The organism is Cellulomonas fimi (genome assembly GCF_028583725.1).
Taxonomy (GTDB): Bacteria; Actinomycetota; Actinomycetes; order Actinomycetales; family Cellulomonadaceae; genus Cellulomonas; species Cellulomonas fimi_B.
The window spans coordinates 3464960-3480261 of sequence record NZ_CP110680.1 but is presented as its reverse complement, the minus strand read 5'-3'; the positions used below and the strand labels follow the sequence as shown (position 1 = coordinate 3480261).

At 74.5% G+C, this 15302-nt stretch carries 11 protein-coding genes; 6 read left to right on the top strand and 5 right to left on the bottom strand.

The window, feature by feature from the left end:
* Positions 1–9 precede the first annotated feature (9 nt).
* Positions 10–2868, bottom strand: coding sequence for an FtsX-like permease family protein (locus OOT42_RS15640; RefSeq protein WP_273652089.1), 2859 nt, complete (start codon positions 2866–2868; stop codon positions 10–12).
* Positions 2865–6179, bottom strand: coding sequence for an FtsX-like permease family protein (locus OOT42_RS15635; protein WP_273652088.1), 3315 nt, complete (start codon positions 6177–6179; stop codon positions 2865–2867). The genes OOT42_RS15640 and OOT42_RS15635 overlap by 4 nt, the downstream gene beginning before the upstream one ends.
* 237 nt (positions 6180–6416) lie before the next feature.
* On the opposite strand from OOT42_RS15635, the gene OOT42_RS15630 reads away from it, so the two are divergent.
* Positions 6417–7040, top strand: coding sequence for a PadR family transcriptional regulator (locus OOT42_RS15630; RefSeq protein WP_273652087.1), 624 nt, complete (start codon positions 6417–6419; stop codon positions 7038–7040).
* A 74-nt stretch (positions 7041–7114) separates the two neighbouring features.
* A complete protein-coding gene (locus OOT42_RS15625; protein WP_273652086.1) occupies positions 7115–8764 on the top strand; it encodes an MFS transporter in 1650 nt (549 codons plus the stop codon).
* Positions 8765–8845: 81 nt separating this feature from the next.
* Here OOT42_RS15625 and OOT42_RS15620 read toward each other — a convergent pair whose 3' ends face one another.
* On the bottom strand, positions 8846–9409 hold the full coding sequence (locus OOT42_RS15620) for a dihydrofolate reductase family protein (protein WP_273652085.1): 564 nt from the start codon (positions 9407–9409) through the stop codon (positions 8846–8848).
* A gap of 140 nt (positions 9410–9549) precedes the next feature.
* On the bottom strand, positions 9550–10977 hold the full coding sequence (locus OOT42_RS15615) for a class II fumarate hydratase (RefSeq protein ID WP_273652084.1): 1428 nt from the start codon (positions 10975–10977) through the stop codon (positions 9550–9552).
* A 53-nt stretch (positions 10978–11030) separates the two neighbouring features.
* Between OOT42_RS15615 and OOT42_RS15610 the strand changes: the two genes are divergently transcribed.
* Positions 11031–11357: a DUF2087 domain-containing protein gene (locus OOT42_RS15610; RefSeq protein ID WP_273652083.1), complete on the top strand. Its 327-nt coding sequence runs from the start codon at positions 11031–11033 to the stop codon at positions 11355–11357.
* A gap of 27 nt (positions 11358–11384) precedes the next feature.
* Here OOT42_RS15610 and OOT42_RS15605 read toward each other — a convergent pair whose 3' ends face one another.
* The gene (locus OOT42_RS15605) at positions 11385–12017 is read right to left on the bottom strand and encodes a carbonic anhydrase (protein WP_423775912.1); all 633 of its coding nucleotides are present in this window, start codon (positions 12015–12017) and stop codon (positions 11385–11387) included.
* A 146-nt stretch (positions 12018–12163) separates the two neighbouring features.
* On the opposite strand from OOT42_RS15605, the gene OOT42_RS15600 reads away from it, so the two are divergent.
* From OOT42_RS15600 to OOT42_RS15590, 3 genes are read left to right on the top strand one after another with little or no spacing between them, the layout of a single operon-like run.
* A complete protein-coding gene (locus tag OOT42_RS15600; protein WP_423775911.1) occupies positions 12164–13456 on the top strand; it encodes an extracellular solute-binding protein in 1293 nt (430 codons plus the stop codon).
* 13 nt (positions 13457–13469) lie between these two features.
* Positions 13470–14441, top strand: a complete 972-nt coding sequence (locus tag OOT42_RS15595; RefSeq protein WP_273652081.1) for a carbohydrate ABC transporter permease — start codon at positions 13470–13472, stop codon at positions 14439–14441.
* Entirely contained in the window at positions 14441–15289 is an 849-nt protein-coding gene (locus OOT42_RS15590; protein WP_124341482.1) for a carbohydrate ABC transporter permease, read from the top strand. The genes OOT42_RS15595 and OOT42_RS15590 overlap by 1 nt, the downstream gene beginning before the upstream one ends.
* Positions 15290–15302 lie beyond the last annotated feature (13 nt).

Genomic DNA, 15302 nt, shown 5'->3' with positions numbered 1-15302 from the left:
GCGGGGCGGTCATCGTTCACCGACCCGGAGGACCTCGCCGAGCCGGTCCCGCCGGCGGACCGCCGACTCGACGAGCACGGCGGCGACCAGGCTGACGGCGATCACGGCGGCGGCGCCCGCGACGGGCACCCACGTCAGCCGGAGCTCGGCGGTGCCGGGGGCGCCGGTGAGCAGGTCCAGGCCGAGCGCGTCGGTCAGCGCCCACGGGACGACGACGCCGATGGCGGTGCCCGCGATCACGGAGACGACGGCCAGCGGCGCGAGCTCGCCGAGCGTGAGAGCCCGCGCGGTGCGGGCGTCGAGCCCCTGCGTCCGCAGCGCCGAGAGCGTGCGACCGCGCTCGCGGGACGTCGCGACGACCGTGAGCGCGAGCGCGACCGCGGCGTACATCGCGAGGACGGCGGCCGACCCGAGCAGCAGGACCGTGAGCCCGGACCCGACCGGCGACGAGCGGGCGGACTCCAGCCACTCCTCGCGCACGGTCACCTTCACACCCGGCCTGTCCTCCAGCCCGGCGGCGCGGACCGCGGCCGCCGCTCCCGGTCCCTCCAGCCACACGGCCTGGAGCGGGACGGCGGACCCGACGACCTCCTGGTAGCGCGCGCGGTCGACCACGAGCGCAGGCTCCGCGCCCCCTGCCGGCAGCTCGGCGATCGTCTCGTCGTCGAGCGTCATGACGCGCGGCACGTCGTCGACGGTCCCGCGGACGTCGATCGGCACGAAGCCGTCGGTGGCCATGAACTCGGGCTCGAGGATCTGGGCGGTGCGGGCGAGCTCGGGGGTGAGCAGCGCCGGCAGGCCCCCGGTCGACGGGTCGGCGAGCGCGGCCCAGCCGTCCGCCGGCTCGCCGCGCGCCTCGAGCACGCGCGCCATGTCGACCGCGTCGACCATGAGGACGCGCGCCTTGACGCCGCTCGACCGCCCGAAGGACCGCCCGATCCGCTCGGACGCCGACGCGACGGCCGTGACACCGGGCGCGTCGCGCAGCAGGTCGACCTGCTCGGTCGTGACGGGGCCGTCGAGCCGGACGGTCGCGCCGACCACGACGTCCGCGGCGGTCACCTGCCCCGCCCGGACGGTGACGGCGGTCGTCCCGCTGAACACGACGAGCGCGACGGCCGTCGTGAGCGTGAGGATCGGCACGAGCGTGCCCGTCGCGCGTGCGGCGCGGGCGGACGCGACGACGCCGACCAGACCGCGGCGGCGGGTCGCGGCGCGCGAGAGCCCACGTAGCACGGGCGGCAGGACGCGCGCGGCCAGCACGGTCGCGGCCGCCGCGAGGAGGGCGGGCGCGGCCGCGAGCAGGAGGTCGACGTCGCCGGAGCCCGACGGGACCAGCCCGCGGCCCCGCACCGACACGACCGCGGCGGCGGCGACTGCGGCGAGCGCGAGCTCCGCGGTGACCCGTCGGGCACCGCGCCGGCGGGCGATCCGCTCGCGGTCGCTGCGGTTGGCGGGCTGCCGCGCACCGGTCCACGCGCGCCGGACGACGAGCGCCGACGCCACGGCCGGTGCCACCGTCGCGACGACCGCGACCGTGCCGGCGACCAGCCAGCTCCCCTCCGTGCCGGGGACGAGCAGGACCGCGGCGAGCGCCCCGACGGCGGTGGCGACCACGCCGACGGGGACGCTCTCGGTGAGCGCCCGCACGACGACCGACGCGACCGACGCGCCACGCGCGCGCTCGGCGAGCAGCAGTCCTTCGCGCCGCCCGACGAGCAGCCGTGCCGCGAGCACGAGCGCGAGCGCCCCGACCGTCGCGAGGCCGACCAGGAGCACCGACGCCTGCGCGCGCGCGGCGGTGAGGCGGTCGACGGCGTCCTCGAGGACGGTCGGCAGGTTCGTCTCGATGCCCGGCTGGCCGTCCGGCGTCGCGTAGGTGCCGGGCGTCGCGAGCAGCACCGAGAGGTCGCGGGCCACGGTCGCCGCGTCCCGCTCCGAGAACGACTCCGGCTCGGCGGGCAGCCGCACGAGGCGCGAGACCGCGGTGACCTGCAGTGCTGCCATCGCGTCGGGCAGCGACTCGTCGGACAGGAGGTAGGCGACGCGGTGCTCGGCCTGGCTGCCCGTCGCGGCCGGGTACGGCGCGAGCAGGTCGTCGTACGGCTGCCACTGCGCCGCTGCCGGGTCGAGCGGCTCGAAGAACCCGGTCACGTGTGCGACGACGCGACCGGCGGCGGGCAGCGTCAGGGGGAACCGCGTCCCGACGTCGATGCCGAGCTCCTCGGCCGTGCGGGCGGCGAGGCCGACCTGGATCTCCCGCTCGGGTGCCGGCCGGTCGATGATCGCGGGGCCCGAGCTCCCGGTGTCCTCGGGCGTCGGGGCCCAGACGGCCGCGCCCGGGGCGGTGCCCTGCACCCAGCGGACGATCGGTGCGCCGACCTCGCGGCTGCCGACGTGCACGAGCCGCATGACCTGGCCGGTGCCGGCGACGCGTGCCGTCCGCGTGATCGTCTCGACGCCGGTCACGGGGGGTGACGTCACGGCGCGGATCGTCCGCGGCGTCGCGTCCCACACCTCCGACGCGAGGTTGGCGACGAGCGTCGCCTCGTCCGGGTCGGGCTCGCGGGGGCCGATCTCGTCGCGGTTCGCCAGCCGGATCGCCACGTCGGCGTCCGTCCCGGCCTCGGCGACGACGCCGCGCACGGTCGCGTCGGCGGTTCGTGCCTGCAGGCGCGGGAGCGCGACGGACAGCAGGACGGTCACCGCGAGCAGCACCGCGGCGAGCGCGAGCAGCCCGGCGTCGTCGCGGCTGCGCCGGCGGCTGACGAGCGGCGCGAGCGCGGTGGCCGAGCGCAGCGCACCGCCACGTCGCTCCTCGGTCGGCGTCGCGGCGGGCGTGCCGGGACGGGTCGTGGTGGTCGTCATCGTTCGTCCCCCAGCCGGAGCAGCGTGCCGGACGCGCGGCGCACCAGGGCGTTCGTCGTGGTGGCGACCGCGAGCGCGACCAGCGCGACGAGGACCGTGACGAGCACGGCCTGCGCGGGCCACTCCCACTGCACGAGCGGGCGGGGCACGGGGCGGCGCCCCTGTCCCGAGACCGTGAGCAGCGGCCCGACGACGCTCGCGAGCAGCCCGCCGATGGCGAGCCCCGCGGCGACGCCCAGCACGCCGATGATCCCGTGCTCGACGAGCACGGCGCGCACGATGCCGCCGCGCGGGGCGCCGAGGGCCTGGAGCCGCGCGAGCTCCAGGCGGCGGGTCCGGACGGACACGGTGGCGCTCATCGCGAAGCCCGCGAACGCGAGGGCCAGCGCGGCGATCGTGACGACCCACAGCGCGGCCTGGACGCCGACGCGCAGCGGGCCGTCGGTCGCGACGGAGCGCGCCTCGACGCGGGTCGTCGGCTCGCCGAGCTCGTCGCGCACCATCTGCGCGGCGACGTCGGCGGCGTCGTCGTCGGGCACCGCGAACCACCACTCGTCGAGCATCGGGTCGGCCCAGCCCCACACGAGCGTGGCCCGCGAGAGTGCGTCGCGGTCGACGAGGAGCGCCGACTCGCGGGGGTGCCCGGGCAGGTACGGGACGATCCGCTGGACCTCGACGGCCACCGCCCGGCCGTCCCCGAGGTCGAGCGCGACCTCGTCGCCCTCCTCGGCGTCCGTGGCGGTCGCGAGCGTGTCGGTGATGACGGCCGGGAGGGCCTCGGGGGCCTCGAACGTCGTGCCCGCGAACGTGACGCCGTTCGCGCGCAGCAGCTCGGGGATCATGCTGACACCCAGGCGCAGGCTGCCGTCCACGACCGCGACGCCCGGCGGCTCCGGGGCGCCGAGCACCGCGGGACGGGTGTGCCACGCGGTGCCGTCGAGCGGGACGGGCGTGACGGTGCCGGTGGCGCTGCCGTCGGCGCCGGGCGCGACGACGCGGACGTCGGTGAGCGCGACCGACATCACGGAGGTCTCGCCCCGCACCCGGGCGCCACGGTCCTCCGGCGCGTCCTCGTCGTCGGCGGACTCGAGCTCGACGACGGCACCCACGAGCGACAGCCCGTCGACGGCCGTGGGCAGCTCGAGCGGCACGTCGTCGGCGCTCTCGCCGAGGCGGAACGTGCCCGGGACGGCGAGCGGCGTACGGACCCCGAGGGCGTCCTGCACGACGAGCGTGACCGACGCCAGCACGTCGGCCGCCGGCTTCGCGTCCGTCGTGAGGTCGACGACGAGCGCGCGGACCTGTCCGGGCAGCACGACCGCGTCTGACCCGTCGGCGGTCTCCGGCGCGAGCGTCTCGGCGACGGCCCAACCGGCGGCGAGGCGGCCGCGCAGCAGCGCGTCGGCGTGCGTGGTGTCGACGGCGAGGAGCTGCGCCCACGGGCGGCGCGCGTCGCTGAGCGTGTCGATCGAGCCGCCGACCGCGACCTGCCGGTCGGTGACCGCGCTGACGGCGGTCGGCCCCTCGACGGCCGCGACCTGCGCGGTCTGCTCGACGGGTGCGCCGGGCAGCCGGTCGAGGCGCAGGTCGGTGCCCGTCGCGAGGTCGGCCTGCTCGTGCTGCGACGTCCGCCACGTGCCGAGGAAGGCCTGCGCGAAGGAGGCGACCGCGACGGCGAGCGTGAGGAGCAGCACAGCCCCCGACGCGCGCGCAGGCCGGCGGCCGACCTCCCACGCGCCGAGCGGCACGACGAGGGACCGGCTGCGCGACGCGACGCGCTCGCCGAGCCCGGCGACGAGCGGCAGGAGCCGCAGGGCGAGCACGGCGCCCGCGAGCAGCAGCAGCGCGGGGGCGGTGACGAGCACCGGGTCGATCCGGGCGGGTCCGGTGCCGGCGAGCACGGGGGAGCGGTAGCCCTGGAGCTGCCAGATGCCGAGGCCGGCGAGCACGAGGATCGCGAGGTCGGCGCCGGACCGGGCGAGCGCGCCGCGACGGTCCTGCCGGACGAGCTGCTGCTCGGCCTCGACGACGCTGCCGCGCCGCCGCAGGAGCGGCAGCAGCAGGACGCCCGCGAGCAGCAGGGCCGCGACGGCGCAGGTCACCCAGAGCGAGGCGGGTGTGCCGGGGTCCTGGTGCAGGCCGGCGGCACGCAGCACGCCGAGCCGCGTGATCGCGTCGTAGGTGAGCCTGGCCAGCCAGGGCGCGAGGAGCGCGGTGACGGCGGCGACACCCGCGGCCTCGATCGCGGCGAGCCGCAGGATCTGGCCGGTGGTCGCGCCGCGCGACGCCATGAGCGTCTGCTCGGCGGCCCGACGCTCGGCGAGCAGACGCGCCGCGAGCAGCAGGACCGTCACCGCGAGGACGACGAGGAGCAGCCCGACGACGACGAGCGTGATCCGCGTGACCGCGAGGCCCGCGACCGCCTCGTCGACGGTCATCGGCAGGAACGTGGCGAGGCGCGCGCCGGTCGACACGGGTGAGGCGGCGGCGCTGAGCGTCGCCTGCCCGTCGGTGAGCGCGGTGCGCAGCGCGTCGACGTCGGCCGTGGACGCGTCGCCGAGCCGTGGTGCCGCGACGACGCGTGCGGTCGCGACCTGCACGGGGCCGTCCGTGAGCGCCTCGGGGACGGTCACGAGGGGTCCGTAGAGCGGCGCGGTGTTGAACCCGAACGTGCCGGGGATCGGCCAGGCCGGGTGGAACTGCGCACCGTCGAGGAGGTCCCGGGTCCACACGGAGCCGGGTCCGTCGAGCTCGTGCACGCCGACCACGACCATCGGCAGGGCCTGGCGCGTCTCGGAGCTGCGGCCGGGGAGCACGGTGCCGACCGTCCAGCCGAGCGCGTCCACGGCGGTGCGCGGGACGGCGACCGGGACGCGACCGTCGGCGTCGACCGCGACGTCCGGCCAGGAGCCCGCGAGCAGCGTCGCGTGCTCCGGGATGGTCGGCTCGGACGCGAGGTACGCCATCGGCAGGCTGATCCGATTGCCGGTGCCGACGTGGTACAGCGCGGACGTGAGCCACACGGACCGGTCGGACTCGACGCCGCCGAGCAGGTCGTCGAGGTAGTCCTCGGCGACGGGCAGCGCCTCGTCGGGCGTCTCGCGTCCGAGGCTCAGCACCACGTCGATGTCGGTGTCCGTCGCGGACGACCGGCCGAGCGCCTCGCCGAGCGCGCGGGTCTCGCTGGTGTGCAGCAGCAGCGCGAACGTACCGAGCAGGGTCGCGCCCACGAGCGCGACGGCGAGCACGGCGGCCAGCAGCGTGCTCTGCGCGGCGGCGCGGTGCCGCAGCACGCGCAGCGTCCAGCCCAATCGAGCCTCCGGGGGACCTCGTCGTCAGCACGCGCCGACGGGGCGACGGGCGCGGGATGCGTCGATGCTAAGCAGCCGCTCGAAGGGTGTGGGAGCGATTCCGCAAGTCCGAGACCGACCTGTGACCTTGCGCAACTGTCCCGGTGTCGAGGGGCCGGCGCGGTCGAGGGATCGCGGTGGAGGCTACTCGTCGGTATATTCCGGCTGGAATAGTTCGACCGGACGAAGGAGCCGCGCGTGCCCGAGCTGTCCGCCGTCGCCGTCCTCGTCCTCGGCCTCCTGCGCGAGCACCCGCGGCACCCCTACGACGTCTTCCAGACGCTCGTCGAGCGTCGCGACACCCGGCTCGTCCGTGTCAACCCCGGCGCCGTCTACCACGCGGTCGAGCGGCTGGCCCGCGACGGTCTCGTCGAGGCGCTCGGCACCGAGCGCAGCGGCAACCGCCCCGAACGCACCACCTACCGCCTCACCGACGCCGGCCGCACCGCGTACGAGCGGCGGCTCGCGAGCTTCCTGGGCGACGACCACCCGGTCCACCCCGTCTTCTCCGTCGGCCTCGCCGAGGCCGTCGACCTGCCGCGCGACGTCGTCCGTGAGGCGCTCGTCCGGCGCCGCGAGCGCGAGGCCGAGCGCCTCGCCGAGCTCGAGTCCGCCTACTCCCGCGTGCGCGCGCAGGGCCTGCCGCGCCGCCACCTGCTCGACGTCGAGCACGACGTCGCGCACCTGCGCCACGAGGTCGAGTGGCTCGACCGCACCGTCGCCGAGCTCGACGACGACGCCCTCGGCTGGGACGACCCGTTCCCCGCCGCCTTCCTCGAGGCCCGGCACCGCCGCCCCGCGGCGACCGCACCCAGCCGCTGACCCCGCAGGTCGGGGCACGCCACGCCACCGACCCGCGCCGCACCCACCGCGCACCGACCGTCCCCGGAGGACCCATGACCACCGAGCAGCCCCGCGCGCTCGTCGACCTGCACGGGCGCAGCCCGTGGAGCGTGCTCCCGCCGCTGTGCCTCGGCTTCTTCATGATCATGATCGACACCACGATCGTGAACATCGCCGTCCCCACCCTCGTCACCGAGCTCGACGCGAGCTTCACCGAGGTCGGCTGGGTCAACAGCGCGTACCTGCTGACGTTCGCGGTCCTGCTGCTCGTCACCGGCCGCCTGGGTGACCGGTTCGGCCCCAAGCCGGTGTTCGTCGTCGGCCTCGTCGTCTTCACGCTCGCGTCGCTGTGGTGCGGCCTGTCCGGCTCGATCGGCATGCTCATCGCGGCGCGGGCCGTGCAGGGCGTCGGCGGCGCGCTCATGACCCCGCAGACGATGTCGATGATCACGCGCGTGTTCCCGCCCGCGCGCCGCGGTGCCGCGATGGGCGTCTGGGGCGCCGTCGCGGGTGTCGCGACGATCACGGGCCCGGTGCTCGGCGGCCTGCTCGTCGAGACCGTCGGCTGGGAGTGGATCTTCTACGTCAACGTGCCCGTCGGCGTCGTCGCACTGTGGCTGGCCCTGCGCCGGCTGCCCGCGCTGCCGACGCACGCGCGCACCTTCGACGGGCTCGGCGTCGTGCTGTCCGTGCTCGGCATGTTCCTCGTCGTGTTCGGCCTGCAGGAGGGCGACACCTACGACTGGGGCACCGTCGTCGGGCCGGTCACGATCTGGGAGATCGTCGGGTTGGGCGTCCTGGTCCTCGTCGGGTTCGTGCTGTGGCAGCGCCACCTGGGCGACGACGCGCTGATGCCGCTGCGGCTGTTCCACGTCCGCAACTTCTCGCTCTCCAACGTCGCCGGGTTCGCCGTGACCTTCGCGATGACCGGCATCTTCTTCCCGTTCACGATCTTCGCCCAGCTGGTCCTCGGCCTCTCGCCGCTGCACGCGGCGCTCATCGGCCTGGGCGGCTCGCTGCTCTCGGGCGTCGTCGCGCCCGTCGCCGGCCGGATGTCCGACCGGGTCCCCGCCAAGTGGATCGTCGCGACCGGCTTCGCGATCCTCGTGGTCGTCGTCGCGTGGCTCGCGGCCGTCATCCGCCCCGAGGTGCCCGTCTGGCAGCTCGTCCTGCCGATGACGGTGTTCGGCATCGGCACCGGCATGCTCTTCTCGCCGCTGGCCGCGACGGCCACGGCGGGGCTCGACCAGCGCAACGCAGGCGCCGGGGCGGGCGCGTTCAACACGAACCGCCAGATCGGCGGCGTCATCGGGTCGGCGGCCGTCGTCGCGATGCTGTCGTCGCGCCTCGGCATCGCGATCCCCGCGGCCGCGCAGGACGAGGCGGCGAACCTGCCCGAGCAGGCGCGCCAGGCGTTCCTCGACGGCTTCTCACGCGTCGACCCCGACCAGTTCTCGACGGGCGCGGGCGCCGCCGCCGCACCGCAGCTGCCCGACTCGGTCCCCGCGGACGTCGCGCGGCAGATCACCGACGCGGCCACGCAGGCCGTGCACGCCGGCTTCTCGACCGCCGTCGCGCAGACCCTCCTGCTCACGGTCGCGGTCCTCGCCCTCGGCCTGGTCGCGTGCCTCGCGATGCACGCGGTCCGGCCCGCGCAGCACGGCGCGCAGCCCGCAGCCGAACCGGTGCGCGCGGAGGCCTGACGCGCGAGCCGGCGGGCGGTGGTGGCTCGGCGGCCCGTGCCCACCACCGCCGACCGGCGACCGTCCGCCGGGCGCCCGGCGTCAGCCCTGGTCGACGACCGGCCGGTAGGTCAGGAGCGTGCTGCCGCCGGCGAACTCGCGGACCGCGATCCGTTCGAGCGCCGTGCCGCCGGCGCCGTCGAGGAACCGCCGGCCGCTGCCGAGGACGACCGGCTGCACCACGACGCGGAGCTCGTCGAGGATCCCCGTCGGCAGCAGCGACGCGACGAGCGTCGACGAACCGAAGACGGCCACGTCCTTGCCGGGCCCCGACTTGAGCGCGCGCAGGCGCCCGACCACGTCGTCCGCGACGAACTCGGTCGGTCCCCACGGGTGGGCGGTGAGCGTCCGCGACGGCACGATCTTGGGCAGGTCGTTCATGAAGCCCGCGACGACGGGGTCGTCCCGGTAGGCCTCCGGCGTGGGCCAGTACGACGCCATGAGCTCGAACGTGCGGCGGCCCATGACGATCGTGTCGATCGCGTCCCCCTGCGCGGCGGAGTACCGCTCGAGCTCGTCGTCGGTCGTGAACCAGTCGACGCCGCCGTCGGCGTCGGCGTGGTACCCGTCGAGCGACACGAGCAGGTAGGCGTACACGGTGCGCACGGGGCCTCCCGAGGTCGGGGCCGGGCGGCGGCGTGGTGACGCACGACCGCCCGGCCGGGTCGTCACCAGGATCGACCCGACCGGGCGGCCGGACTCGTCGGGGTGCGCCCGGCCGGTGCAGAAGACGGCCGGGCGCGGGGTCACGCCTGCGGCGGGCGCGTCATGCTCAGGACGTCGAGGGCCGCGTCGAGCTGCTCCTCGGTGACCTCGCCGCGCTCGACGTACCCGAGGTCGACGACGGCCTGCCGGACGGTGATGCCCTGCTTCACGGCGTGCTTGGCGATCTTCGCGGCGGCCTCGTAGCCGATGACGCGGTTGAGCGGGGTGACGATCGAGGGCGAGGACTCGGCGAACGCGCGGGCGCGCTCCTCGTTGGCCTCCAGGCCGGCGATCGTCTTGTCGGCGAGCACGCGGCTGGCGTTCGCCAGCAGGCGGATCGACTCGAGCACCGCGGACGCGATGACGGGGATCTGCACGTTGAGCTCGAACGAGCCGGACGCGCCGGCCCACGCGACGGTCGCGTCGTTGCCGACGACCCGCGCGGCGACCATGAGCACGGCCTCGGGGACCACGGGGTTGACCTTGCCGGGCATGATCGACGACCCGGGCTGCAGGTCGGGGATGAACAGCTCGCCGAGGCCCGTGTTGGGGCCTGAGCCCATCCAGCGCAGGTCGTTGCAGATCTTCGTGAGGCTCACGGCGATCGTGCGCAGCGCACCGGAGAGCTCGACGAGCCCGTCGCGCGACGACTGCGCCTCGAAGTGGTCGCGCGCCTCGGTGAGCGGCAGCCCGGTGTCCTCGCGGAGCAGCTCGATGACCCGCTGCGGGAAGCCCGCGGGGGTGTTGATGCCCGTGCCGACGGCCGTGCCGCCGAGCGGGACCTCCGCGGCGCGCGGGAGCGCCGCCTGCAGGCGCTCGACGCCGTACCGGACGGCCGCGGCGTACCCGCCGAACTCCTGACCCAGCGTCACCGGGGTCGCGTCCATGAGGTGCGTGCGGCCCGACTTCACGACGGTCGCCCACGCGTCGGCCTTGTCCTGCAGCGCGGCGGCGAGGTGCTCGAGCGCGGGGACGAGGTCGCGGACGACGCCCGCGGTCGCGGCGACGTGCACGGACGTCGGGAAGACGTCGTTCGACGACTGCGACGCGTTGACGTGGTCGTTCGGGTGCACGTCCGCACCGAGCCCGCGCGTCGCGAGCGTCGCGAGGACCTCGTTCGTGTTCATGTTCGACGAGGTGCCCGAGCCGGTCTGGTAGACGTCGACCGGGAAGTGCGCGTCGTGCGCGCCCGACGCGACCTCGTCGGCGGCGGCGACGATCGCGTCGGCCACGTCCTGCGGCAGCACGCCGAGCTCGGCGTTCGCGCGGGCCGCGGCCTTCTTGATGCGGGCGAGCGCCTCGATGTGCCCGCGCTCGAGGGCGCTCCCGGAGATCGGGAAGTTCTCCACGGCCCGCTGCGTCTGCGCGCGGTAGAGCGCGGCCGCGGGGACCCGGACCTCGCCCATCGTGTCGTGCTCGATCCGGAACTCGGGCGACGACGTCGTGCCCGTGACAGGTGCGGAAGTCATGCGGTCCATCCTGCCGCACGGCGCCGGGCGGTCGGACGCGTGACGATGGCCACATGACGTCCCCGACGGCCGCCTGCGCGGCGGAGAAGTTCCTCGAGCACGGACGCCTGGTCCGCACCCCGCGACGTCTCGACGACCGCACGCTGGTCCTGGAGCACCTGGCCGCCCGGCTGCTCGCCCCGGGGGAGGCGGCGCCCGAGCCGGCGCTCACCGCGCGCCTGGCCGAGGTGTCCGACGACCCCGTCCGCCTGCGCCGCGACCTCGTCGAGGCCGGGCTCGTGGGCCGCCGCCAGGACGGCGGCCTCTACTGGCGCGAGCGGCTCACGGTGCACGACGACGAGCCGGGCGCGCGCCCGAGCCCCGAGGACTCCTGGCTCTGACCGGCGACCGACGGGTGCCGCGGAGCTTCAGCCGATGTCGCCGACGGACTCCGTGAGGTGCACCTGGCCGTCGGCGAGCGTGTACTCCAGGCCGACGATCGCGCAGCGCCCCTCGGCGATCGCCTCGGCGAGCGACACCGAGTAGCCCTGCAGCATCTGCACGGTGTGGCGGACGTGCTCGTGACCGAGCGTCGCGGCGTCGACCTGCCCGATCCCGCCGTCGCCGGCGAGGTTGACGATCGACGGGATGACCCGGTCGACGACGGCCCGGACGAACCCGCGGGGGAGCGACCCGTCCTGCAGCGCGGCGGTCGCGGCGGCGACGGCACCGCACGAGTCGTGCCCGAGCACGACGACCAGCGACGCACCGAGCACCTCGACGCCGTACTCGATCGACCCGATGACGGTCGTGTCGAGCACGTGCCCGGCGGTCCGGACGACGAACACGTCGCCGAGGCCCTGGTCGAAGATGATCTCGGCGGCGACGCGCGAGTCCGAGCAGCCGAAGATCACGGCGAACGGGTGCTGGGCTGCGGAGAGCTCGGTGCGGCGGTCGATGCCCTGGGACGGGTGCTCCATCTCGCCACGGACGAACCGGGCGTTCCCCTCGCGCAGTGCGGACCAGGCTTCGGCGGGCGTCACGTTCGGCACGCCGGACATCGTGGCAGCAACCGGCGGACCCGGCACGGGCTGACCGCCAGGCGGTCGCACGCCGCGCCCCACGCCCCGCGTTCCCGTGGCAGACCTGCGACGACAGGAGTAGGCAAGGTCATGGCGCGAGGGAGCGCCGACGGGGGAGGTGGCTCGTGCGACGCCGGACGAGAGCGCTCGTGATGGTGGCGGCGGTCGGTCTGCTCGCGCCGCTCGCGGCGTGCGCGGCCGAGTCCGGACCGCCTGTGCTCACGTGGTACATCAACCCGGACGACGGCGGTCAGGCGGAGATCGCCAGCCGCTGCACCGACGAGGCCGGCGGCGAGTACCGGATCGAGGTCTCGGTGCTCCCGCGCGACGCCGCGTCGCAGCGCGAGCAGCTCGCCCGACGGCTCGCCGCGAAGGACACGTCGATCGACCTCATGAGCCTGGACCCGCCGTTCATCCCGGAGCTCGCCGAGCCGGGGTTCCTCGCACCGATCCCCGACGACGTCGCGGAGCGCGTCTCGCAGGACGTCGTGCAGGGTGCGCTCGACGGTGCGACGTGGGGCGACGAGCTCGTCACGGTCCCGTTCTGGGCGAACACGCAGCTGCTCTGGTACCGCAAGTCGGTGGCCGAGGCCGCGGGGCTCGACCCGGCGACCACGCCCGTGACGTGGCAGCAGATCATGGAGGCGTCGCAGTCGCAGGACAAGTACCTGAGCGTGCAGGGCGCGAAGGCCGAGTCGCTCACGGTGTGGATCAACGCGCTGGTCGAGTCCGCGGGCGGGCAGATCCTCGAGAACCCCGAGGCCCCGGCGGACGAGCTGACGCTCGGGCTCGACTCCGACGCGGGACGGGCCGCCGCGGAGATCATCGGCACGATCGGCAAGGACAACCTCGCCGGGCCGGCGCTGCCGACCGAGGACGAGAACGCGTCGATGACGATCTTCCAGGGGGACCGCGGCTCGTTCATGGTCAACTGGCCGTTCGTCTGGCCCGCGACCAAGGCGGGCGTCGAGGACGGTGCGATCGAGCAGTCGGTGCTCGACGACATCGGGTGGGCGCTCTACCCGCAGGTCGACGAGGCGCAGGAGTCGCGGCCGCCGTACGGCGGGATCAACCTGGGCGTCGGCGCGTTCAGCCGGTACGTCGACCAGGCGTTCGCCGCGGCCGAGTGCATCGTGCAGCCCGAGAACCAGGTCTTCTACTTCGTCGAGAACGGCAACCCGCCGTCCAACACGACGGCCTTCGACGACCCGCAGGTGATCGAGGCGTTCCCGATGGCGCCCGTCATCCGCCAGTCGCTCGAGCAGGCCGCGCCGCGACCGCAGACGCCCTACTACAACGAGGTGTCGTCCGGTCTGCAGGAGACGTGGCACCCGCCGTCGTCGGTGAACCCCGACACGACGCCGCAGAAGTCCACCGACTTCATCACCGCGGTCCTCCGCGGCGACCAGCTGCTGTGAGAGGGGAGGGGTCATGACGAGCCAGGCGACCGCCCCCGCGGCGGCGGAGATCCGCGGCACGGCCGGGCGACCCGCGAAGGCGCTGCGGTCCGACCGCGCACGGGCCGAGGCGCGGCTCGGCTGGTACCTCGCGGGACCGGCGTTCGTCGTCATGCTGGCGGTGACGCTGTACCCGATCCTGCAGGCGACGTACGACTCCCTGTTCCGGTACCGGTTGACCGCACCCGACGACCGCACGTTCGTCGGCCTCGCGAACTACGGCGTCGTGCTGTCGGACACGGTGTGGTGGCAGGCGTTCGGCGTGACGGTGCTCATCACCGTCATCACGGTCGCGGTCGAGCTCGTCCTCGGGTTCGCGCTCGCGCTCGTCATGCACCGCGCGATCAAGCGCCTGCGCGGGCTGCTGCGCACGGCGATCCTCGTGCCGTACGGCATCATCACGGTCGTCTCCGCGTTCGCGTGGTTCTACGCGTTCGACATCAACTCCGGCTACGTGAACACGTGGTTCGACTGGGTGCCGGGGATCGACGAGAACCTCAACTGGTTCGCCGAGTTCGGCACCGCGATCTTCGTCATCATCGCCTCGGAGATCTGGAAGACCACGCCGTTCATCTCGCTGCTGCTCCTGGCCGGTCTGGCGCAGGTGCCCGGCGAGCTCGACGAGGCCGCCGAGGTCGACGGTGCGACGTGGTGGCAGCGCCTGCGACGCGTCACGCTGCCGAACATGAAGGCCGCGATCATGGTCGCCGTCCTGTTCCGGGCCCTCGACGCGTTCCGCATCTTCGACAACGTCTTCATCATGACGAACGGCTCCGCGGGCACGACCGTGCTGTCGCTGCTGGCCTACCGCACATCCATCGGGAGACTCGAGATCGGGCTCGGGTCCGCGATCTCGGTGCTGCTGTTCCTCGCCGTGATCGGCATCTGCTGGATCGCGATCAAGCTCTTCAAGGTCGATCTGGCCGGCGCGAGGGGGGAGGGCTGATGAGCGCCCTGACCACGCGCATGAAGGTCGCGTGGGCCGTCATCACGGTCCTGGTGCTGACCTACGCGCTGTTCCCCGTGCTGTCGATCATGGCGACGTCCTTCAAGCTGCCGAGCGAGCTCAACACCGGCACGTTCCTCCCGTCGCAGTGGACGTGGACGAACTACAACGAGATCCTCGGGCCCGACGGGTCCGCGCGGGACCTGTTCCTGCCGGCGCTGCGCAACTCGATCGGCATCTCGCTCATCGCCACGGCCATCGCCGTCGTCCTCGCCACGCTCGCCGCCTACGCGATCGCGCGACTCGACTTCCCCGGCAAGCGGCTCATCCTCACGACCGCGCTGGGCGTCTCGATCTTCCCCGTCATCTCGATCGTCACGCCGCTGTTCAACCTGTGGCGCAACATCGGCCTGTACGACACGTGGGCGGGCCTCATCATCCCGTACCTGTCCCTCACGCTCCCGATCTCCATCTGGACGCTCGCCGCGTTCTTCCGGCAGATCCCGTGGGAGCTCGAGCAGGCCGCGCAGGTCGACGGCGCGACCAGCTGGCAGGCGTTCCGCAAGGCGATCGTGCCGCTCGCCGCACCCGGCGTGTTCACGACCGCGCTCATCGCGTTCTTCATCGCGTGGAACGACTTCGTCTACGGCATCTCGCTCACCTCGACGAGCCGCGCGCGTCCCGTGCCCGCGGCCCTCGCGTTCTTCACCGGCGCCTCCCAGTTCGAGGAGCCGACCGGTGCCATCTCCGCCGCGGCGGTGATCGTCACGATCCCCGTCGTCATCCTCGTGCTGCTGTTCCAGCGCCAGATCGTCGCGGGCCTGACCCAGGGCGCGGTCAAGGGCTGACCCGAAGGAGACC

Excerpts from the sequence above, each read along its gene's own strand:
- OOT42_RS15615 (WP_273652084.1), bottom strand. The coding sequence starts at position 10,977 with ATGACTTCCGCACCTGTCACGGGCACGACGTCGTCGCCCGAGTTCCGG.
- OOT42_RS15625 (WP_273652086.1), top strand. The coding sequence starts at position 7,115 with ATGACCACCGAGCAGCCCCGCGCGCTCGTCGACCTGCACGGGCGCAGC.
- OOT42_RS15640 (WP_273652089.1), bottom strand. The coding sequence starts at position 2,868 with ATGACGACCACCACGACCCGTCCCGGCACGCCCGCCGCGACGCCGACC.
- OOT42_RS15605 (WP_423775912.1), bottom strand. The coding sequence starts at position 12,017 with ATGTCCGGCGTGCCGAACGTGACGCCCGCCGAAGCCTGGTCCGCACTG.
- OOT42_RS15590 (WP_124341482.1), top strand. The coding sequence starts at position 14,441 with ATGAGCGCCCTGACCACGCGCATGAAGGTCGCGTGGGCCGTCATCACG.
- OOT42_RS15610 (WP_273652083.1), top strand. The coding sequence starts at position 11,031 with ATGACGTCCCCGACGGCCGCCTGCGCGGCGGAGAAGTTCCTCGAGCAC.
- OOT42_RS15595 (WP_273652081.1), top strand. The coding sequence starts at position 13,470 with ATGACGAGCCAGGCGACCGCCCCCGCGGCGGCGGAGATCCGCGGCACG.